Annotated in this window: 13 protein-coding genes; 5 read left to right on the forward strand and 8 right to left on the reverse strand. The window is 60.1% G+C overall.

What is annotated here, in order from left to right:
* Entirely contained in the window at window positions 1–1,491 is a 1,491-nt protein-coding gene (locus GLL_RS04645) for a glycine betaine ABC transporter substrate-binding protein (RefSeq protein WP_011140892.1), read from the forward strand.
* A gap of 156 nt (window positions 1,492–1,647) precedes the next feature.
* Here the strand turns inward: GLL_RS04645 and GLL_RS04650 are convergent, their stop codons facing one another.
* Window positions 1,648–1,902, reverse strand: coding sequence for a YlcI/YnfO family protein (locus GLL_RS04650; RefSeq protein WP_011140893.1), 255 nt, complete (start codon window positions 1,900–1,902; stop codon window positions 1,648–1,650).
* 196 nt (window positions 1,903–2,098) lie between these two features.
* On the opposite strand from GLL_RS04650, the gene GLL_RS04655 reads away from it, so the two are divergent.
* A complete protein-coding gene (locus GLL_RS04655; RefSeq protein ID WP_164928627.1) occupies window positions 2,099–3,556 on the forward strand; it encodes an FG-GAP-like repeat-containing protein in 1,458 nt (485 codons plus the stop codon).
* A gap of 6 nt (window positions 3,557–3,562) precedes the next feature.
* Here GLL_RS04655 and GLL_RS04660 read toward each other — a convergent pair whose 3' ends face one another.
* Window positions 3,563–5,701, reverse strand: coding sequence for an esterase-like activity of phytase family protein (locus GLL_RS04660; RefSeq protein WP_011140895.1), 2,139 nt, complete (start codon window positions 5,699–5,701; stop codon window positions 3,563–3,565).
* Window positions 5,702–6,126: 425 nt separating this feature from the next.
* Complete coding sequence (locus tag GLL_RS04665) at window positions 6,127–6,294, reverse strand: hypothetical protein (protein ID WP_164928628.1); 168 nt, start codon at window positions 6,292–6,294, stop codon at window positions 6,127–6,129.
* Between the two features lie 232 nt (window positions 6,295–6,526).
* Here GLL_RS04665 and GLL_RS04670 point away from each other — a divergent pair, with 232 nt between their 5' ends.
* The gene (locus GLL_RS04670; protein WP_164928629.1) at window positions 6,527–6,847 is read left to right on the forward strand and encodes a hypothetical protein; all 321 of its coding nucleotides are present in this window, start codon (window positions 6,527–6,529) and stop codon (window positions 6,845–6,847) included.
* A gap of 649 nt (window positions 6,848–7,496) precedes the next feature.
* Window positions 7,497–8,912 (forward strand): FG-GAP-like repeat-containing protein, encoded by a 1,416-nt coding sequence (locus tag GLL_RS04675; RefSeq protein ID WP_164928630.1) that lies wholly within the window; start codon window positions 7,497–7,499, stop codon window positions 8,910–8,912.
* A gap of 7 nt (window positions 8,913–8,919) precedes the next feature.
* Here GLL_RS04675 and GLL_RS23385 read toward each other — a convergent pair whose 3' ends face one another.
* Together GLL_RS23385 and GLL_RS04685 are read right to left on the reverse strand one after the other, a co-directional pair.
* Window positions 8,920–11,214 carry a TonB-dependent receptor plug domain-containing protein gene (locus GLL_RS23385; RefSeq protein WP_011140898.1) on the reverse strand — a complete coding sequence of 765 codons (2,295 nt, stop codon included), beginning with the start codon at window positions 11,212–11,214 and terminating at the stop codon, window positions 8,920–8,922.
* Window positions 11,215–11,460: 246 nt separating this feature from the next.
* Window positions 11,461–12,987, reverse strand: coding sequence for a CHAD domain-containing protein (locus tag GLL_RS04685; protein ID WP_164928631.1), 1,527 nt, complete (start codon window positions 12,985–12,987; stop codon window positions 11,461–11,463).
* A gap of 113 nt (window positions 12,988–13,100) precedes the next feature.
* Here GLL_RS04685 and GLL_RS04690 point away from each other — a divergent pair, with 113 nt between their 5' ends.
* The gene (locus tag GLL_RS04690; RefSeq protein WP_011140900.1) at window positions 13,101–13,814 is read left to right on the forward strand and encodes a PspA/IM30 family protein; all 714 of its coding nucleotides are present in this window, start codon (window positions 13,101–13,103) and stop codon (window positions 13,812–13,814) included.
* 89 nt (window positions 13,815–13,903) lie between these two features.
* Here GLL_RS04690 and GLL_RS04695 read toward each other — a convergent pair whose 3' ends face one another.
* The 3 genes from GLL_RS04695 to GLL_RS04705 form a co-directional block, all read right to left on the reverse strand.
* Window positions 13,904–14,809: a zinc metalloprotease gene (locus GLL_RS04695; protein ID WP_011140901.1), complete on the reverse strand. Its 906-nt coding sequence runs from the start codon at window positions 14,807–14,809 to the stop codon at window positions 13,904–13,906.
* Window positions 14,810–14,939: 130 nt separating this feature from the next.
* On the reverse strand, window positions 14,940–15,653 hold the full coding sequence (locus tag GLL_RS04700; protein ID WP_011140902.1) for a TIGR00297 family protein: 714 nt from the start codon (window positions 15,651–15,653) through the stop codon (window positions 14,940–14,942).
* A gap of 3 nt (window positions 15,654–15,656) precedes the next feature.
* Window positions 15,657–16,640, reverse strand: a complete 984-nt coding sequence (locus GLL_RS04705) for a ribose-phosphate pyrophosphokinase (RefSeq protein ID WP_231848393.1) — start codon at window positions 16,638–16,640, stop codon at window positions 15,657–15,659.
* Window positions 16,641–16,885 lie beyond the last annotated feature (245 nt).

Genomic DNA, 16,885 nt, shown 5'->3' on the forward strand with positions numbered 1-16,885 from the left:
ATGCAATATCTGTGGTTGGTGGTCTTTGTGCTGTGTACAGCCTGGGCGGCTGGGGCTGAGGAACGGCTGGTAGTAGGCTCCAAGCGGTTTACCGAGTCCTACATTTTGGGAGAACTGGTGCGCCAGACGGCCGAGCGGGCGGGCGAAGCGCAGGTCACCCATCGCCAGGGGCTGGGCAACACGGGCATCTTGTTCGCGGCCCTGACCAGCGGTGAAATCGATCTTTACCCGGAGTACACCGGCACCATCGACAAAGAAGTGCTCAAAAACCGCACCCCGGCGGATCTGATGACCTTGCAAAAGCAACTGGCTCCTTTAGGGCTGGGAGTGGGGGTGCCCCTCGGCTTCAACGACACCTACGCGCTCGCCATGGGCGCAGATCAGGCCGAAAAACTGGGTATCCGCACCCTCTCGGATTTGAAGCGGCACCCCGAACTGCGCTACGGGCTGTCGCAGGAATTTCTCAACCGCGCCGACGGCTGGCCCGGGGTGCGGCGCGTCTACGGGCTTGCCGCCCAACCGCGCGCCCTGGAGCACGGGCTTGCCTACGAAGCGATTGCGGCCGGACAAATTGACCTGATTGACATCTACTCGACCGACGCCAAGATCGACCGCTACCGGTTGCGGGTGCTCACCGACGATAAGCGGTTTTTCCCGGCCTACGACGCGGTGCTGCTCTACCGGCTGGACTTGCCGAAACGATTGCCCAAGACCTGGGCGGCGATTGGTCAATTGGAAGGCAAGCTCGATGAGAAGCAGATGGTGCAACTGAACGCCGATGCGGAGTTGCGCGGGCTTACTTTTGCCGAGATTGCCGGGCGGTTTTTGCGCGGCGAGACCGACCAGGCCACCACCCGAAGCGGATTTATCGATCAGTTATTTGGCGCAGACTTCGGGCGGCTCACCTTCGAACACTTGCTACTCGTTTTCGCTTCGCTGCTTGTCGGTGTAGCCGTCGGGGTGCCCCTGGGAATTTGGGCGGCAGCGAAACCGGCGCTTTCCCAGGTGATTCTCTCGGGCGTAGGCATCATCCAGACGATTCCCTCGCTGGCGCTTCTGGCCTTTCTCATCCCCGTCCTGCAGCAGATCGGCACCGTCCCGGCTTTGGTGGCGTTGTTTCTCTATTCGCTGTTGCCCATCGTGCGCAACACGTATACCGGTTTGATGGATATCCCCCCCGGCCTGCGCGAATCGGGGCTTGCCCTTGGTCTGCCGGCAGGAGCCAGGTTGCGGCTGATCGAATTGCCCCTCGCTTCGCGCACGATCCTGGCCGGGATCAAAACCGCCGCCGTCATCAACGTCGGCACTGCCACGATCGCCGCCTTTATCGGCGCGGGCGGCTTCGGCGAGCGCATCGCCACAGGGCTTGCCCTCAACGACAACGCCACCCTGCTCGCAGGCGCCATCCCGGCGGCGGGACTGGCACTACTCGTACAGTTCGCCTTCGATCTGCTCGAACGCTGGGTCGTACCCAGCGGCTTGCGTTCTTGAAACTCAGTCTTCACATAGTCGGGCTGCGATGGGTATGCTAACTTAAAATTGAGAATTCACTGCTTATTACTTGCCAAAGGTGCTCCAGGATAAGGATTTTTGGACTCTTCGGCAACCAGGTACTTGATAAGCACGCTTGTATTCAGACATAGAGCTTTAGTCACGCCGTCCTTCGTCCTCCCTCAAGCTGCGGATGAGGGCTGTGGAATCGACTTCGATCGCTTTCGCGGCACGCATTTGTTCGCGCCTGGCAACGATACGCCGATGAGCCGCCCACCCTCGGCGTCGGCGCACTTCCCGGTCGACAGCTTCCACGACCAGTTCATTGAAGGATTCTCCCGCGCCCTTGAGCGCCTTTGCCTTGCGGAGCAATTCGGCAGGAAAATGGATAGTGACCGACTTGCGCTCCATCAGATACTAAAGCCATTTGTTGATACCGTTGAGTTTAACTGTTCAGGCTGTACGATAAACCCCAGCTCGTGAGTGTGCCAGCAGAGGCAAGGCTGCCCTGGCTTGTAAAGAAATACGGGTAGTGCCGTAGAGCACCAGCGACCAAAGATTAGCCGTCATACAATTGCGCACTGATCTTTTCTGTGGAGTTATGTGTATGGAAACCACATTGCAGCGGTTGTTTTTTGCTGGAAGTGCTGTGGGTAGTTGTGCGACCCGAACGGGGCTCATCGGTCTGGGTCTGGCAGTATCGCTTAGCCTTGGAACGCTACCTGTCCGGGCACAGGTGGACTTTGCACCTGCTCAAAATTTTTATGCGGGCGGCAACCCCAACTCTGTAGCTGTTGGTGACTTCGATGGAGATGGTGATCTTGACCTGGCCCTGGCCAACGGCAGCTACGGCGACTCCGGGCCGGTATCGGTGCTGTTGAACGATGGCCAAGGTGTATTTTCGGCTCCATCCACCTTTGGAGCCGGCGATCTGCCGGTGTCGGTGGTGGCAGGAGATCTCGATGGCGACACTGATCTGGATCTGGCTGTAGCAAACGGCGGGTTTGACAGCGAAGCGGTATCGGTACTCAAGAATAACGGCGACGGCACGTTCGGACCCCCGCAAGCTTTCCAAATCAGCGGCTTGGGTTTTCCCTATGCGGTAACCACCGGCGATCTTGACGGGGACGGCGATCTCGATCTTGTCGCTGTCAGTACTTATGATCTGGGCGCTGTCTCGGTGCTTTTGAACCGTGGCAATGGAAGTTTTGTCGAGACAGGTTTTGATTATGGCGGCTATGGACTGAATGCTGTCACCGTCGGCGATCTGGACGGCGACGGCGATCTCGATGTCGCGATTACTTCAAGCGGATTTGGCGACAATGGCTATGTTGTTGTCTTTCTCAACAACGGCAAAGGCGAGCTTTCGTTCATTTCGTCCATCAATGTCGGTGGTAATCCTCTCTCTATCCAGGCTGCCGACTTCAATGGCGATGGCGACACCGATCTTGTCAGCGCTGATGCCTCTTTTAGTGCCCTATCCGTGCTGTTGGGTAATGGCAACGGCACTTTTGCCTCACCCCAGAGCATTTCGATCAAAATCAGACCTTACTCTGTCACGGTGGGAGATTTTGACGGCGATGGCGATCTGGATCTGGCTACAGCCAACTATGGTTCAGACAATATTTCGGTGTTGCTGAATGGTGGTGGCGGCGACTTTGCCCCGGCACTCGACTTTGCCGCCGACAAAGGTACCCGGAGTATCAACGTTGGGGATTTCGATGGCGACGGCAATCTGGATCTGGTCGCAGCCAACTTCCAGGCTGCAAATGTGTCAGTGCTGCTGAACACGACCGGTTTGGACGCAGCGCTGAGTATCGACACTTTTACCCCGCGCCGTGGTCCGGCGGGCACAGAGGTGACTATCTCTGGAAGCGGTTTTGCAGAGGCCACGGCCGTTTTGTTCAAGGGCAACACCACCCGCGCCGTGCCCGCAGACTTTACTGTCGTCTCCGACACCGAGATCATGGCGATCGTGCCGACCGGCGCTGTGTCAGGACGTATCCTCGTCAAAAACCCGACCGGTACAGCGACCAGTCGGGGCAGGTTTGAGGTCACGCCCTGAGCCGAATCAGGGCAGTTTGCCGATGTTGAGCAATCGGGTTTCCCCGGCGCCGTCGTTGTCGTTGACCACCCAGAGATTGCCGCGCTTGAGGGCAGTGCCTTCGATCTTCTCCAGGTCGAAGCCGAACTGGGTCAGTAAATCGACGCGCAACTGCTTGCTTACCGTCGCGCCGGGGGCGAGGCCCTTGAGGCTGAACGAGTAGATGCGCTTGACGGTGGCGTTGCCCGCCGCCTGGTTGTCGCGCTCGATGACGGCGAAACTTTCGTCCCCCAGGGCGGTGATTTCGCTGAGGCCCACCCAGCCGTCCTCCGGCGGAGTGTCGAGCGGGTAGTTGTAGAACGCCCAACTGGCCGTATCGCGGTCGTAGGCACCCACCAGCACAAAGCCGACATCGCCTGCCAGCTCGCGCTGGATGACCGTGTAGACCTTGCGGCCGGAGGGACTGACGGCAACGCCCTCGAAGCCGTTGTCGCCCACCCGCGCGGCAATCTCGCCAGGCAGCGTGATTTCTTCTTTCACCGCACCGCTCGCGTCGGTGCGGATGAGCAGGTTGGGCGGGTCGTTGGCTTCCTCACCCTCGCTTGCAAGCCAGAAGCCACCTTCGGGGGCGACGGCGATGCCTTCGAGATCGTAGTTTGCCGGGGCGCCGTCTTTGGTGAGCGGGAGGGCTGCTTCCACCACCGCGCGCGATCCTTGCAGGCGGACTGTGAAGATGCGCGAGGGCTGGAAGGCTTTATCCGGCACGGCGTACAGCACGTTGTCGGGGCCATTGTCCAGGCCGCTCAGCGCACTCCAGGGCAGCGACAGCTCGCCGCTTCTGACCGTGGGCTGGCTCACAGGCGGCACGTAGCGGCCGGGAATGGCCTCGAAGATGTCGACGGTACCGTCCTCTTCGTTGGCGGTGAGCACCAGTCCGCGGCTCGGGATGGCAAGCACCCCCTCCGGAGAGATGCCCGTGGGCAACAGTTGCACGAAGCGGGGAGCTCGGGGGTTGGTGAGGTCGTAGACCGCGAGGAAGCTGCCCCGCTCAGAAGCAAGAAACGCGAAGGGCGTGCCGCCGAAGGTGGCGAGTGTTCCGCCTTCGACTTCAAGACCCCGGTTCTCAGAGCGCGAGTCGGGGTAGTGGCCGAACAGCACAGCCCGCGACTCTAGGCTCGAACCGCTGTCGTAGAGCACGCTGCCTTCGAGGTCGATGACGCTGAAACCTCGCCCGCCCGAATCGCTGCCCTCGGTGTCCCCTTCGTTGGCGATCACCAGCGCCCTGCCGTCCGGGGTGAAGGCGACCGCATCCGGTTCGCGCCGTCCCGCAAATGGCTGCACGAACTTGATGTCGTTATCGTCGATCAGATCCGCCGCCCGGTGGGTCGAAGTACCCAGCGAGAAACTACGTACGACCGTGGCGCTCTCGATATCGATGAGCGATAGGACGTTGTTCTCCTGCACGCTCACTGCCGCCGTCTTGCCGTTCGCAGAGATGGCCACGAATTCCGGCTGCGGATCGCTTACGAAATTGGCCCCCGGGACCGACGCGAGGTCGATGGGTACGTTGGTGATCACGGAGTTGGCGGGGGAGTCGTAGTCGAGCTTGACGACATTGACCGAGCCGGGGCGGCTACCGGGCAAGTTGTCGGTGTCCTCCTCGTCCTCGATGGCGATCACAGCCTTGGCGCCGTCGGGGGTGAGCGCGATGCTGTCCGGGCCGATGCCCAGCAAATTGACCTGCCCTACGACCGTGAAGCTCACCAGATCGATAAACAGCAGCACCCCCGGCTTTTGGGCGGCGATGTCTTCTTCGTCATCTTTGATCACCGCCAGGGCGTACCGGCCGTTCGGGGTGATTGTTACCGAAGTCGGCTCGCCGAAGCTTGACACGTCGACATTGCCCGCCTCCACCGGTAGCGCCGGATTCTGGAGGTCGATGAAGCCCACCAGTTGCTCCCCGGCGTCGGTGTAAGCCAACAACTTGCCGTCCGGGCTGGCGGAGATAATCTCGGCGATCGAACCGCTGACGTTGTAGCGCGCCAAGGGTTTAAAGCCTCCCACCGTCGGCGACGCGGCCACAGGCAGCACACCGCTGGCCGCAGCCAGGGCGATTCCACCCCCGAGGAGCATCCCCAGGGCCAATCCAAGAGTCCATTTGCGCATTTTCCACCCTCAAAAAATAGATTCAAGCCGCACAGCGGGCAGGCTTGTCCCGTGGACCGCAAGGTTGATCAACCGCACGACCCTGGCGCGGTTGTCATTGGGCCCTCAAAAATTTACCGATGACACGTAAAGCCAAGATTATGAAACCACTAAGTCAAAGTTAAAGAACAAGAAGCCCTGACGATGGAGTACACACATCAATGCATCCGTCTTACGGAAGTGATCAAAATCTCCAATTGGTACTGGTGTGCTTGCGGGGAAAGGTACGAGAATGAATCCAAGTGCTTGGACAGGCAGCTAAGCTATGTCTCTACCGCTTACCAGGACGAGCAGAGCAGGTGAAACAGCCCTACAAAAGATCTAGTCGAGACTGGAAGGCCAAGATCGCCCTCGAAGCCCTGCGAGGAGAACAGACGATCGCTAAATTAGCTGTACGAGGCCAACTGCGGCCCGTTCAGATCTCCCAATAGAAAAAGCAGCTTTCCGAGGAAGCCTGCGATCTTTTTGCCACGGCCAAAACCAAGCAAGAAAAACACGGCAACGCCAAAATCGACGCGTTGTACCGCTAAATCCGGCAATTGACGGTCGAACACAATTTTAAGGGCGCAAGTGCAGCAAGTTAGTGGCACAGGTTGTCTGAGAATACTCGAACGCTACGACGGTACGCTCTCGCCAAATCGACAATACAGATTGTTGGAACTGGCGCGTTCTTCGCTATACTACCGACCGGCACCGGTATCTGGGAAGACCTGCATAGGATGCGACTCATCGCTGAGCAGTGTCTGGACGCGCCATTCTACGCTTCGCAGCATTTGGCTGCCTGGCTTGCGCGAAGGATATCAGGCCAATCGCAAGCACATGCAAAGTCTGGTATGGCAGACGAGCATCGAGGCGGTGTACCCGAAGGCTGACACCAGCCGCAAAGCCCACGAACACAAAATTTGGCCGTCTCCGTCGCGAGGAGTGCTGGTGGTGAGAACCAATCAAATTTGGGCGGCAGATATTATCTGTGTTCTGATCAGCAATAGTTATCTGTATCTGGCAATTACCGTCAATTTTCACCGTCGATACGAATTGTCTAAGTTTGTCGAATATGCTAGAAGCACGCTTTTGCGCGGAGGCTTTTCAGCGCGCTCTGCAGTATAGAATGCCGAAGACATTCAAATGGAAGAGGGTAGTCACTTTACCAAGTGAAGCGTTTGCAAAGGTATTATTTAGTAAGGGGATTAAAAGTAGCATAGACGGCAAAAGTAGATGCCTGGACAATTTGTTTGTGGAAAAGCTGAGGCGATCATTGAAGTGTCAAGAAGTGTACTTGAAAGCTTATGAAGATAGAGGAGAATCCCAGGAGAAATCGGTGTGTACCTGCGATTTTTCAACGGACAGCGTTTGCATCAGAGCCTGAAGTATCGAACACCACAGAAGGTATAGCAGGCGGCTAACTTGAAGGAATGTTTACAAAATGAGAGAGGTGGTTGACAGGCGGAGAAGGAGGACTTATTTTGAGAACTGTACCACGGTTGCAGCAATGGTCAACTAGGCAGCTCCAGGCTTAGGCATGACTTCAATGTGCCTAGAGACTGTGCAAAGGGTGTGGTTCCCGCTCGGTGCCACCGGCCTGAGACCATAAGTGCGTTATTGCAGAATCGGCGCAGCGGGGTTAGTCGATGCGCCTATCTGGAGCAATGGCGATTGCTTTGACTCTGTGAAAAGTCATCTTCGTCTATGCCGGACAGTCGGCTGCTCTGACTGTTGGCTGTATCATATGACACATTCTGCCTTCCAGGAGATCTTCATGAATTTTGCTGCGTGCCTATTGAGCGGGTTCCGCAAACCCGCGGCCGTCGAGATGGGTCTACTACCGCCTTGGCTGATCGGGCTCGGTTTGGCGGCGAGTGTGGCGTTGCCGGCACTGCCGGTGCAAGCCCAAGTTGCCTTTTCCGACGCTCAGAGCTTCTCGGTGGGCATCAGTCCCTACGCAGTGGCTTGCGGCGACCTCGACGGCGACAGCGATCTTGATTTGTTTACCGCTAATCGCGATTCCAACAACGTCTCGGTGTTGTTGAACAATGGCGACGGCACCTTTGCCGAACGCCGCGACTTCGCCGTCGGTTACACGCCGCTTTCGGTAGCCTCAGGCGATTTTGACGGCGACGGTGATCTGGATCTAGTCAGCGCCAATGTCGCGACGAACGAAGTCTCGATGCTGTTAGGCGATGGTAGCGGCAATTTCGCCACCGCCGTCAAATTCAGGACCGACAGCGGTCCCAGTTCTGTTGAGGTGGGCGATCTTGACGGGGATGGCGACTTGGATCTGGCCACGGCCAACGTTTACTCCAACAACATCTCGGTGCTGCTCAACAACGGCAATGCCACCTTCGCAGCCTTCCGCAGCTTCGCGGCGGCTCAGAGAACCAAAGCCGTCGCCGCAGCCGATCTCGATGGGGACGGCGATCTCGATTTGGCGGCGGCCAATCAGGATGCCAATACGGTCTCGGTACTGCTGGGCAACGGCGACGGCACCTTCGCGGGGGCGAGCGATTTTGCGGTCGGCTCCGCACCGGTATCCTTGATCGAGGGCGATTTTGACGACGACGGCGATCTCGACCTGGTCGCCGCCAACGATCTGTCCGATGACGTCTCGGTACTCATCAACAGAGGCGATGGCAGCTTCGATGCTCCGAGCAACGCGTTCATCCGCAACGGCTCCTACGCCGTCACCGTGGGCGACATCGACAGAGACGGCGATCTGGATCTGGCTGCGGCTAACAACGTCTACGTCTCGACGCTGCTGAACAATGGCGACGGCACCTTCGCCTCTGCCCTCAACTTCCCGGCCGGCGAGACGGCGCCCTTCGGCGTCAGCGTCGGCGATCTCGACGGCGACGGCGACCTCGATTTGGCCGCGGCGGTATTCAATGCCAGCACTGTCTCGGTGCTGCTCAATACCACCGCCACCGGTATACCCGTCGCCATCGAGGTTTTCTCCCCCAGGTTCGGTCCGGTCGGTACGCAGGTGACCCTCACCGGCTCGGGGCTGGCCGCGGCGACGGCGGTCACCTTCAAAGACGGGGTTGCCACCAGCTTCACGGTCGTTTCCGATAACGAAGTGCGAGTGACTGTGCCGGTGGGGGCGCTCAGCGGCCGGGTGAAGGTGACCACCACAGCCGGGAGTGCCGCCAGCCACAACCGCTTTTTGGTCACGCCATGACGGGCGCTTAAAACGTGCTCGAAAGCCCCACCCGAAAGTTAATCCCCGGCCCGGGGTTGCCGTAGGAGCGCTCGTAGTAGCTGTTGAACAGGTTGAACACGTATCCGTTCAGGGCCACGGACGGGGTGAGGGGAACCCGTACGGACATATCGACGGTGGTGTAGCCGGGCAGCAGCGAACCGGGGGTGAGGCGGGCCGGGTGCAGCGTGTCGAAGGGGCCGACGTGGTTGACATCCACCGATCGGCCCCCCGAAATGTTGGCAAAGAGGCTGGCCCGCAACCCGCCGGGCGGCTCGTAGGTGACCCCCAATCGGGAGGTCAAAAAAGGCACCAGCGGGTACTGGGTCTGCACCAGGGCGTTGCGCTCGGCCACATCGACACGAAAGGTGCCGTCCTCGGAGTTGTTGATGCTGCCGAGCTGCACCAGCTGGTTGTTGACGGTGGCCGGATCGGGGGCGGCCACCAGACGCGAATCGACCAGGGTTGTGGTGGCAAAAGTACTCCACTCGGAGGCGATCTTCCAGTTGAAGGCGGCCTCCAGGCCGGAGGAATTGACGCGCGGGTAATTGACCCGAAAGCGCTCGGCATTGCTGCGCGGGTCGTCGTTGCAGTCGGGGGCATTGCCGTTCAGATCGCAGGCGTTGCGCACCAGCAGGTAGTCGGTGAGGTTATTGACATCGGCGGTGAAGTAAGTGAGCCGCAGTAAGCTGGTGCCCCCGGTCTGCCAGTCAAGGCCGATGTCGAAGGCGTTGCCCGATTCGGGCTCCAAAAACGGGTTGCCGATGTGGGTGGTGCGGCCAAAGAGATCGTTAAAGTTGGGGGCGCGGTAGATGCGCTGGTAGTTGCCGCGCAGAGCTAGTCCCGGCAACAGCTGGTAGCGAAAACCCACCGACGGGTCGACGGAACTGGGAATATCGCGCACCAGGCCGCGCGCCACGATATTGCCCACAAAAGTGGCGCGCACACCGGCGGTGATCACCAGCGGTTCGAGCGGTTTCCAGGTGTACAGGGCAAAGAGGGCCGGCAGATCCTGGCCGGTATCGAAGCTGGTGATCTCACCGCTGTTTTCGCCCGAGCGGCCAAATTGGCGCTGGTACTCGAAGCCGTAGGTGATGTTGTTGGTCGGATTGAACTGCCAGTTGTGGCGGACCTGAAAGTTCAAGACGGAGATGTCGGTGTAGGTACCCGGATCGCCCAGGTCGACGCCCGAAAATTCTTCCACCAGATTGCGATCGACGGCTGCGAGTACCTGCAGCTTCGAGTCGCGCGCCTGGCCCAGGTCGCTGTCGTAGGTGAGGGCGAGGCCGTTCGCCTGGGTGACCAGGCGGGTAATCTCGAACTGCGGCTCGCCCGTGGCCGAATCGAGAAAGGGCCTGGCCGGATCGAAAATCGAAAAAGGAGCTATTCCCCGCGTGCTGCCCCGCAAGTAGCCGTCGAGGCGCAGGCGGTTGCGATCGTCAAAGTCGTAGCTCAAATTGAGGTCGTAAAATTTGGCGTGCTGGTAGGCGTTGGGGCGGTTGCCGGTAAAAAGCCCCGTTGTCGGCCGCTGGACCTGGTAGTAATAATCGTCGTTGGTGTCGAATTGGCGGTAGCCAGCGCGAAAACCGAATTTGTCGACTTTGCCGCCGTAGCTTGCGCTGTAGTTGCTGTAGCCGTAGCCGCCGAACTCGACTTTGAGGTCCGCTTCGAGCGGGCCGGTCGGCTTGCGGGTGATGACGTTGATCACCCCGCCCGCCGCGTTGGTGCCGTAGAGCGTCGTGCCGCTGCCGGTGAGCACCTCGATGCGCTCGGTGTTGTAGACCGGCAGATCGCTCAGATCAAAGTGTTCCTGGTTGAGGTTGGTAATCAGCCGCCCGTCCACCAGGATGCCGATACCGAGATTCGGCAGGCCGCGGATAAAAAAGTTGTTGTGTACATCGGCACCCGCTCCGAAGACGTTCGACTGCACGCCGGGCACGCCGCGGATCGCTTCGCCGACGCTGTTGGCGCCTTTGTCCTCGATTTCTTTGCGATCGACGGTGTAGACCGTGGTGGAAGTCTCGTTGGTGCGCGCCGGCCGGAGGGTGCCGGTGACGGTGACCTCGTCGAGGCTATAGCTGCCCGCCGGCCCGATCGATTCGATCGCCGTTTCGTCCGGGGGAGCCTGGGAGACGCTGACTGCCGGTGGCTCCAGGGCTTGGGCCAGTGTTCGGATGCCTGCTTCCTGCCGCTGCAACTCGTTTTTGGTGGGAACGTGCTCGGCGTGGACAGGCGGGTTGCCTAGAACAAGACCCAAACCTAACACCCAGACCTGAAAGCGCATGACAAACTCCTCGGCAAGTACTGTCGATTGAACAATCCGCTAGACCGTTAGCGATATCCCTCCGGGGGGCATCGCACAATCCCAGCGGTGCTACAAATTGATACCTTGCTGGCTGCATAAGCGCTTGAGAGCAGCTTAGTCGGGCTTGCTGTTCATCCTCCAGTCCAAAAACAGTCCAACTTTTACTCACTATTATCAATACCGGTGCTGTGAGTACCGGTCAACGGTTTGCGACGATTTTTTCGATCAGCGGCCGGTCGGGGCGGGGGCGAGCTGCTGGTTGGCCACCCACCCCAGCAACAAACTCACTTCGCTCTGGTGTTGGCGCTGGATCTCCTCCAGACCAAAACTCGTACAAAAGCGCTCCAGGCAGGCCCCGGCGGCTTCGAGCAGTACCTCGTCCGGCACCAGGGCCGCCACCGTCGCGTAATCGCCCGATTCCGGACCGATGCCTTCGATGCTCTCAAACGCGACACTCAAAGGTACCTGCTCCCAGAAGCCATTCCAGGCAGTCCGAACGACAGCGACCACCGGCACGGGCAGCTGGTGAAAGCGCGCCAGAAATGCCCGGTAGATCAGGGGACTGACGGTTTCCTCTTCCACGCGGCGGCTGGCGCCGGGACCGTAGTCTTTGCGGGTGACATAAAAGTGCACCCGCGAAGCCGCCTCGGCCCGCCGCAGGCGCAGGTACTGGTGCGGCCCCAGCACCTCCAGATAGTGGTCGGTCTGCTGGGCGGCGGGTTCAGCACGAAAGCCGCTATCGCCCAGTTGCGCCTCCAGATGGGTGCGCCGGCCGACCGCGAGGCGGTAGCGCCGCTCCAATTCCAGCGCTCCTACGGGCAACTGGTTGCCCTCGAACAGCTCGCGATCGTCGGCGGTGCCCGGCCAGCTCACCCACACCGCCAGGCTGTTGCGCATGTCCTCAGACAGCAGTCGCGTCTTCAGCCGCCGGAAGCGGCGTACAGCGTTGCGCCGTTCGTTTCTCACCAGCGCCGTCAAACGGGAAAAAGGCTGCTGCCAGGGGGTGGCAGGACCCAGTGGCTCAGTGTGCAGTTGGCCCAGAAGCACGTCGCAGTCGTGGATGATCCCCAGTTCCTCCTGAATGCGCTTCAGTTCGCCGTGCAGCGAGCGCACCGCCTTGCCGTAGCAGCCCAGGAAAAATTCGAGGTTGTAGCGTACCCGTTTGACGGCGATACGCAGGTCGTGCATGGTCTCGACATCCGGCTCCTCCCAGCCCGGGTGCGCCCAGAGAGTACTCAGTGCCTCGCGCAAAAAAGCAGGCAGCAGGTGGTACAAGCTCTCGTCAGCTCCCCGCCTGAATTTGGGAGATTCCAAAAATTCGGTGTAGGCCGATTTGAATTGTTCGTAATCCAGCCCGTCGAGGTAGCGCAGCATGGCGCTTCGCGCCTGGGTGCGCAGGCTTTCCAGGTGCGCCAGCAACCGCTCCAGGGCCTGCTGCTCCCCCTCCGGCAGCGCCCCCAGATAGCGCTCGCGCAGCATCTCCATCTGCACATCGAGGTCACGCACGCTGCCCAGCACCGCCGCCAGCGGCGAAAGCGAACGGCGCCGGGCGGGCTTGGGGAGCTTCAAGGCCGGTTCGAAAAGACGCAATGCCGATCGCAACCGCCGGATGCCGACGCGCATCTGGTGCAGTTGCTCCGGGTCTTCCCCCGCGCGCGTGCCCGCCTCGTGTTTGAGAATCCGGCGCGTCTCGTCCGCGAGGATCTGCAGGGCGGCTTCGCTCCAGCGGGCGCTTGCGTGAATTTTGGCCATGAGTTCGATTGAGTCCTTGGGTGTCCAATAAATAATTAAGCCGACGCTGGCAAACGGCGCCTGCAACTGGCTACAATACGACACATTGAGAGGCAAACACTGGAGAGAGCGCTATGGGATTATTCGATCGCATCGCCGCGGTCTTGAAGTCCAACCTGAACTCTGTGGTCACCAAGGCCGAAGATCCCGAGAAGATGCTGAACCAGACGGTCAACGACATGCAGGAGGACCTCGTCCAGCTGCGTCAGGCCGTGGCCCAGGCGATTGCCAGTGAAAAACGTATAGAACAACAGTACCTCCAGGCCGATGCCCAGGCCAACGAATGGCAGCGCCGCGCCGCCCTCGCCGTCTCCAAGGACAACGACGAGTTGGCCCGCGAAGCGCTGACCCGCAGAAAGTCTTTTTCTGAAAGCGCCACGGGCCTCAAGACCCAGCTTGAGCAGCAGCGCAAGACCGTCGCCACCCTCAAGACCAACCTGACCGGCCTCGAAGGCAAAATCTCCGAGGCAAAGGCCAAAAAAGATCTGCTGGTGGCCCGCGCCCGCTCCGCCAAGGCGACCGAGCAAATCAACCAGACTCTGGGCAAAGTCAACACCGGCGGCTCCTTTTCGACCTTCGAGCGCATGGAAGAAAAGGTCAACGAACTGGAAGCCCGCTCCCAGGCGGTGGCAGAACTGGCGACCGACAACCTCGAAGACCAATTTAAAGTCCTCGAATCGGGCGGTGGCGTCGAGGACGAACTGCTTGCCCTCAAGTCCCAACTCGGCTCACAAAAGTCGCTGCCGGCTGCCGAGGCTCCCAAGCCCGACGCCGACAAGGCCCCCTAGCGACGGAGCCGACCTTCCACTGCCCAGAGCCCGTGCCGCAGCCCCTTTTCTGAGTCAGAAAAGGGGCTGCAGCGTCGATGCGCACCAGGCTAAGGCAGGAAGGGTCGATAGATGTCGCGGGCAGCCTGCATGCGGCTTACCTGGCCGGCGGTAAATTGAAACATGCAACCGTCGTCGGAGTAATCCATAAAGTTTTCGATCGGATCGAGACCGGATGCGCTGCAGGTGTCGCGACCGACGGGGCATCCGGAAGCGGGAGAACTCTCGCTGGGAGTGTCGCCGACATAATCGCCGTAGTAAGAGCAGCCGCCCTGGAAGGTGTGATAGAGACCCAGCCAATGCCCGACTTCGTGGGTACCCGTGTCGCCTTCGTTAAATGGAAAGGCACTGCCGCCGGGCAAAGAGGAGTACAACACCACGACACCGTCATTGGTCGGGTCGCTCGAGAGCGACCAGGGAAAAGTCGCCCAGCCCAGTAAACCGCCGCTGGGATTGGCCGTATAAAAATTGAGCGTCGAGGTGGGCGAGACCGCAAGGGCCGATTTGGCTTCGCGCTCGGCGCTTGAACCGGGCGTCATTGCAAACCAGGTGGCATTGTCGGTGCGGTCGATCGACTGCACATAAAAAGAAAAGCCGGTACCGCCGTAGGCCGAGTTCAAAACGGCGATCTGATTGTAGACATCAGTGTCGGAAAGGTTGCCTGTGGAGCCGCTGGAGATGACGTGAAAAGCCACCGGGACGCTGGCACCGCGCTGGGGGGCAGCAATGTTGGACTTGTTGCGCCGCTCGATGAGCCATTTGTCGATTCTCTGCTGCACTTCCTTAATCACCGCCGGGTTCGGCGAAGCGGCGGCGCAACGGGCACCACTGCCGATGAACGCTTCTTTGGATTCAAAAAGAAAACCGCCGACCGCAAAACCTGGCTCTCCAGCTGCTTGAGAGGGCACGGCGCCACAAACAAGCACAGCAAACAACAATGCCATTGTCCGTTTCATTGGGTAACCACTACTTAACTCTACGGGTGGTTACCGTAGCATCCACCACAGCCCAAAACGGTTTGCATATATACGAACAATTACTTAAATTGCAAATAAATATATAGCCAACAATCGGAATTCCCGGCGATTAAGAGCCGGACATGCCAAGACCGGCTGCCACAGCGGCACCGATGGCGGTGTTGATCACGTTCGTCATCTCGTTGGTGAGCCAGCCGCGTTGCTGGAGGGTGGCTCCAATCAGGCTTTCGCAGGTGGTGGCCACGAAGGCAGCGACCACGCACCAGAGCAATCCCCAGCCCGAAACATATCCCACCAGCCAGCCGCAGGCCGCGAGCACCAGCGATCCGGCCACCCCGGCCAGGGTGCCTTCGAGGCTCACTGCCCCCTCGGTCCCGGCGGGAACGGGCCTCAGCGTCGTCGCGAGATAAGTTGTTTTGCCGTAGGCCTTGCCCACTTCGGAGGCGGCGGTGTCCGAGAGTTTGGTGGCGAGGCTCGCGGTGTAGGCCAATAGCCACAGCGGATTGGGAACAGCAATGTACCCCAAGGCGCACAGGGCCGCGACGGCGGCCGAACCCCAGACGTTTTCCGGCCCGCGCCGCCCCCCACGCCCCTCGGCGATTCCCTTGGCCGCCTTGCGCGCAAACCCGATGCGCGTCGCCAGCGTGCCCAGCGCGAAGTACACAAGGATGATTGCGTAACCCCGCCAACCTAGAGCGCCCCAAACGAGCACCCCCAGCGCCCAGGCGTTGAGCAGGCCCCAGTTGGTGAGCAACTTGGCCGGGAAAGCCAGGGCGCCCAGAAGGGTGTTGACGGCAAGCGCGATCGACCAGTTGGTAAGCAAGGCTCAGCGAAACATGCTGCTGACGGAGGAATCTTCGTGGATGCGCCAGATCGCCTCGCCGATCAGATCCGCCACCGAGAGCACCCGCAGTTGCGGGAAGCGACGATCGGGCGGCACCGGGATGGTATTGGTGACCAGCACCTCGGTGAAAGTGCCGTCGGAGAGGCGGTCGATGGCCCGGGAGGAGAAGACCGCATGGGTGGCGCAGGCGTAGACTTCTTTGGCCCCCTGGCGCAACAGCACCTTGGCCGCCTCCGAGATGGTGCCGGCGGTGTCGATCATGTCGTCGACCAGGATGGCGGTTTTGCCCTTGACGTCGCCAATCACGTTCATGACTTCGACTTCGTTGGGAGCCTGGCGGCGCTTGTCGACGATGGCAAGCGGGGCGTCATCGAGTTTTTTGGCAAAGGCGCGCGCCCGGCTGACACCGCCCACGTCGGGGGAAACGATCACCATATCGCCCAGCTGCTTTTCTTTGATGTACTGCAGCAGGACCGGCGAGCCGTAGACGTGGTCGAGGGGAATGTCGAAATAGGCCTGGATCTGAGCGGAGTGCAGGTCCATGGCAAGCACCCGGTCGACACCTGCCGCTGTGATCAAGTTGGCCACCAATTTGGCGGTGATCGATTCGCGACCGGCGGTCTTGCGGTCGGCGCGGGCGTAGCCGTAGTAAGGAAGCACGGCGGTAATCTGGCGGGCGGAAGCGCGGCGGCAGGCATCGATGAGAATCAGCAACTCCATCAAGCTGTCGTTGACGGGGCTACAGGTGGGCTGGACCAGATAGACGTCGCAGCCGCGGATAGACTCTTGAATCTGAACGTACAATTCGCCGTCGGCAAAGGACTTGCGCACCAGCGGTCCGGGGGCCAGGCCCAGGTAGCGGGCCACCAGTTGGGCCAGTTCCGGATTGGCCGAACCGGAGAACAATCTCAGCCGCTCGTCACCCATCAGGCGCACCGGTTGTACCGTGGATCTGCGCGGCAGCAAGTCAGGAAAAACCACCTTATGTACCCATTTATAGAGACAGCGAACCGCTCGGGCGCTACGGGCAGTCCAAGACAGTCTAGGCCCTGGCTGCGGTCAGTTTAACATAGACCCGGAACGCCTATCTGCCTCTCACGCCCGCCTGCACGAGGATCAATCGCCGCCGCGGACTCGGCAGACGATGGAGCCGTCGTTGATCTCCACGCGTTCCGTAGCCAAACTTAATCGAAAATGCCTTGATTGTGAGC

The organism is Gloeobacter violaceus PCC 7421 (assembly GCF_000011385.1).
Lineage (GTDB): Bacteria > Cyanobacteriota > Cyanobacteriia > Gloeobacterales > Gloeobacteraceae > Gloeobacter > Gloeobacter violaceus.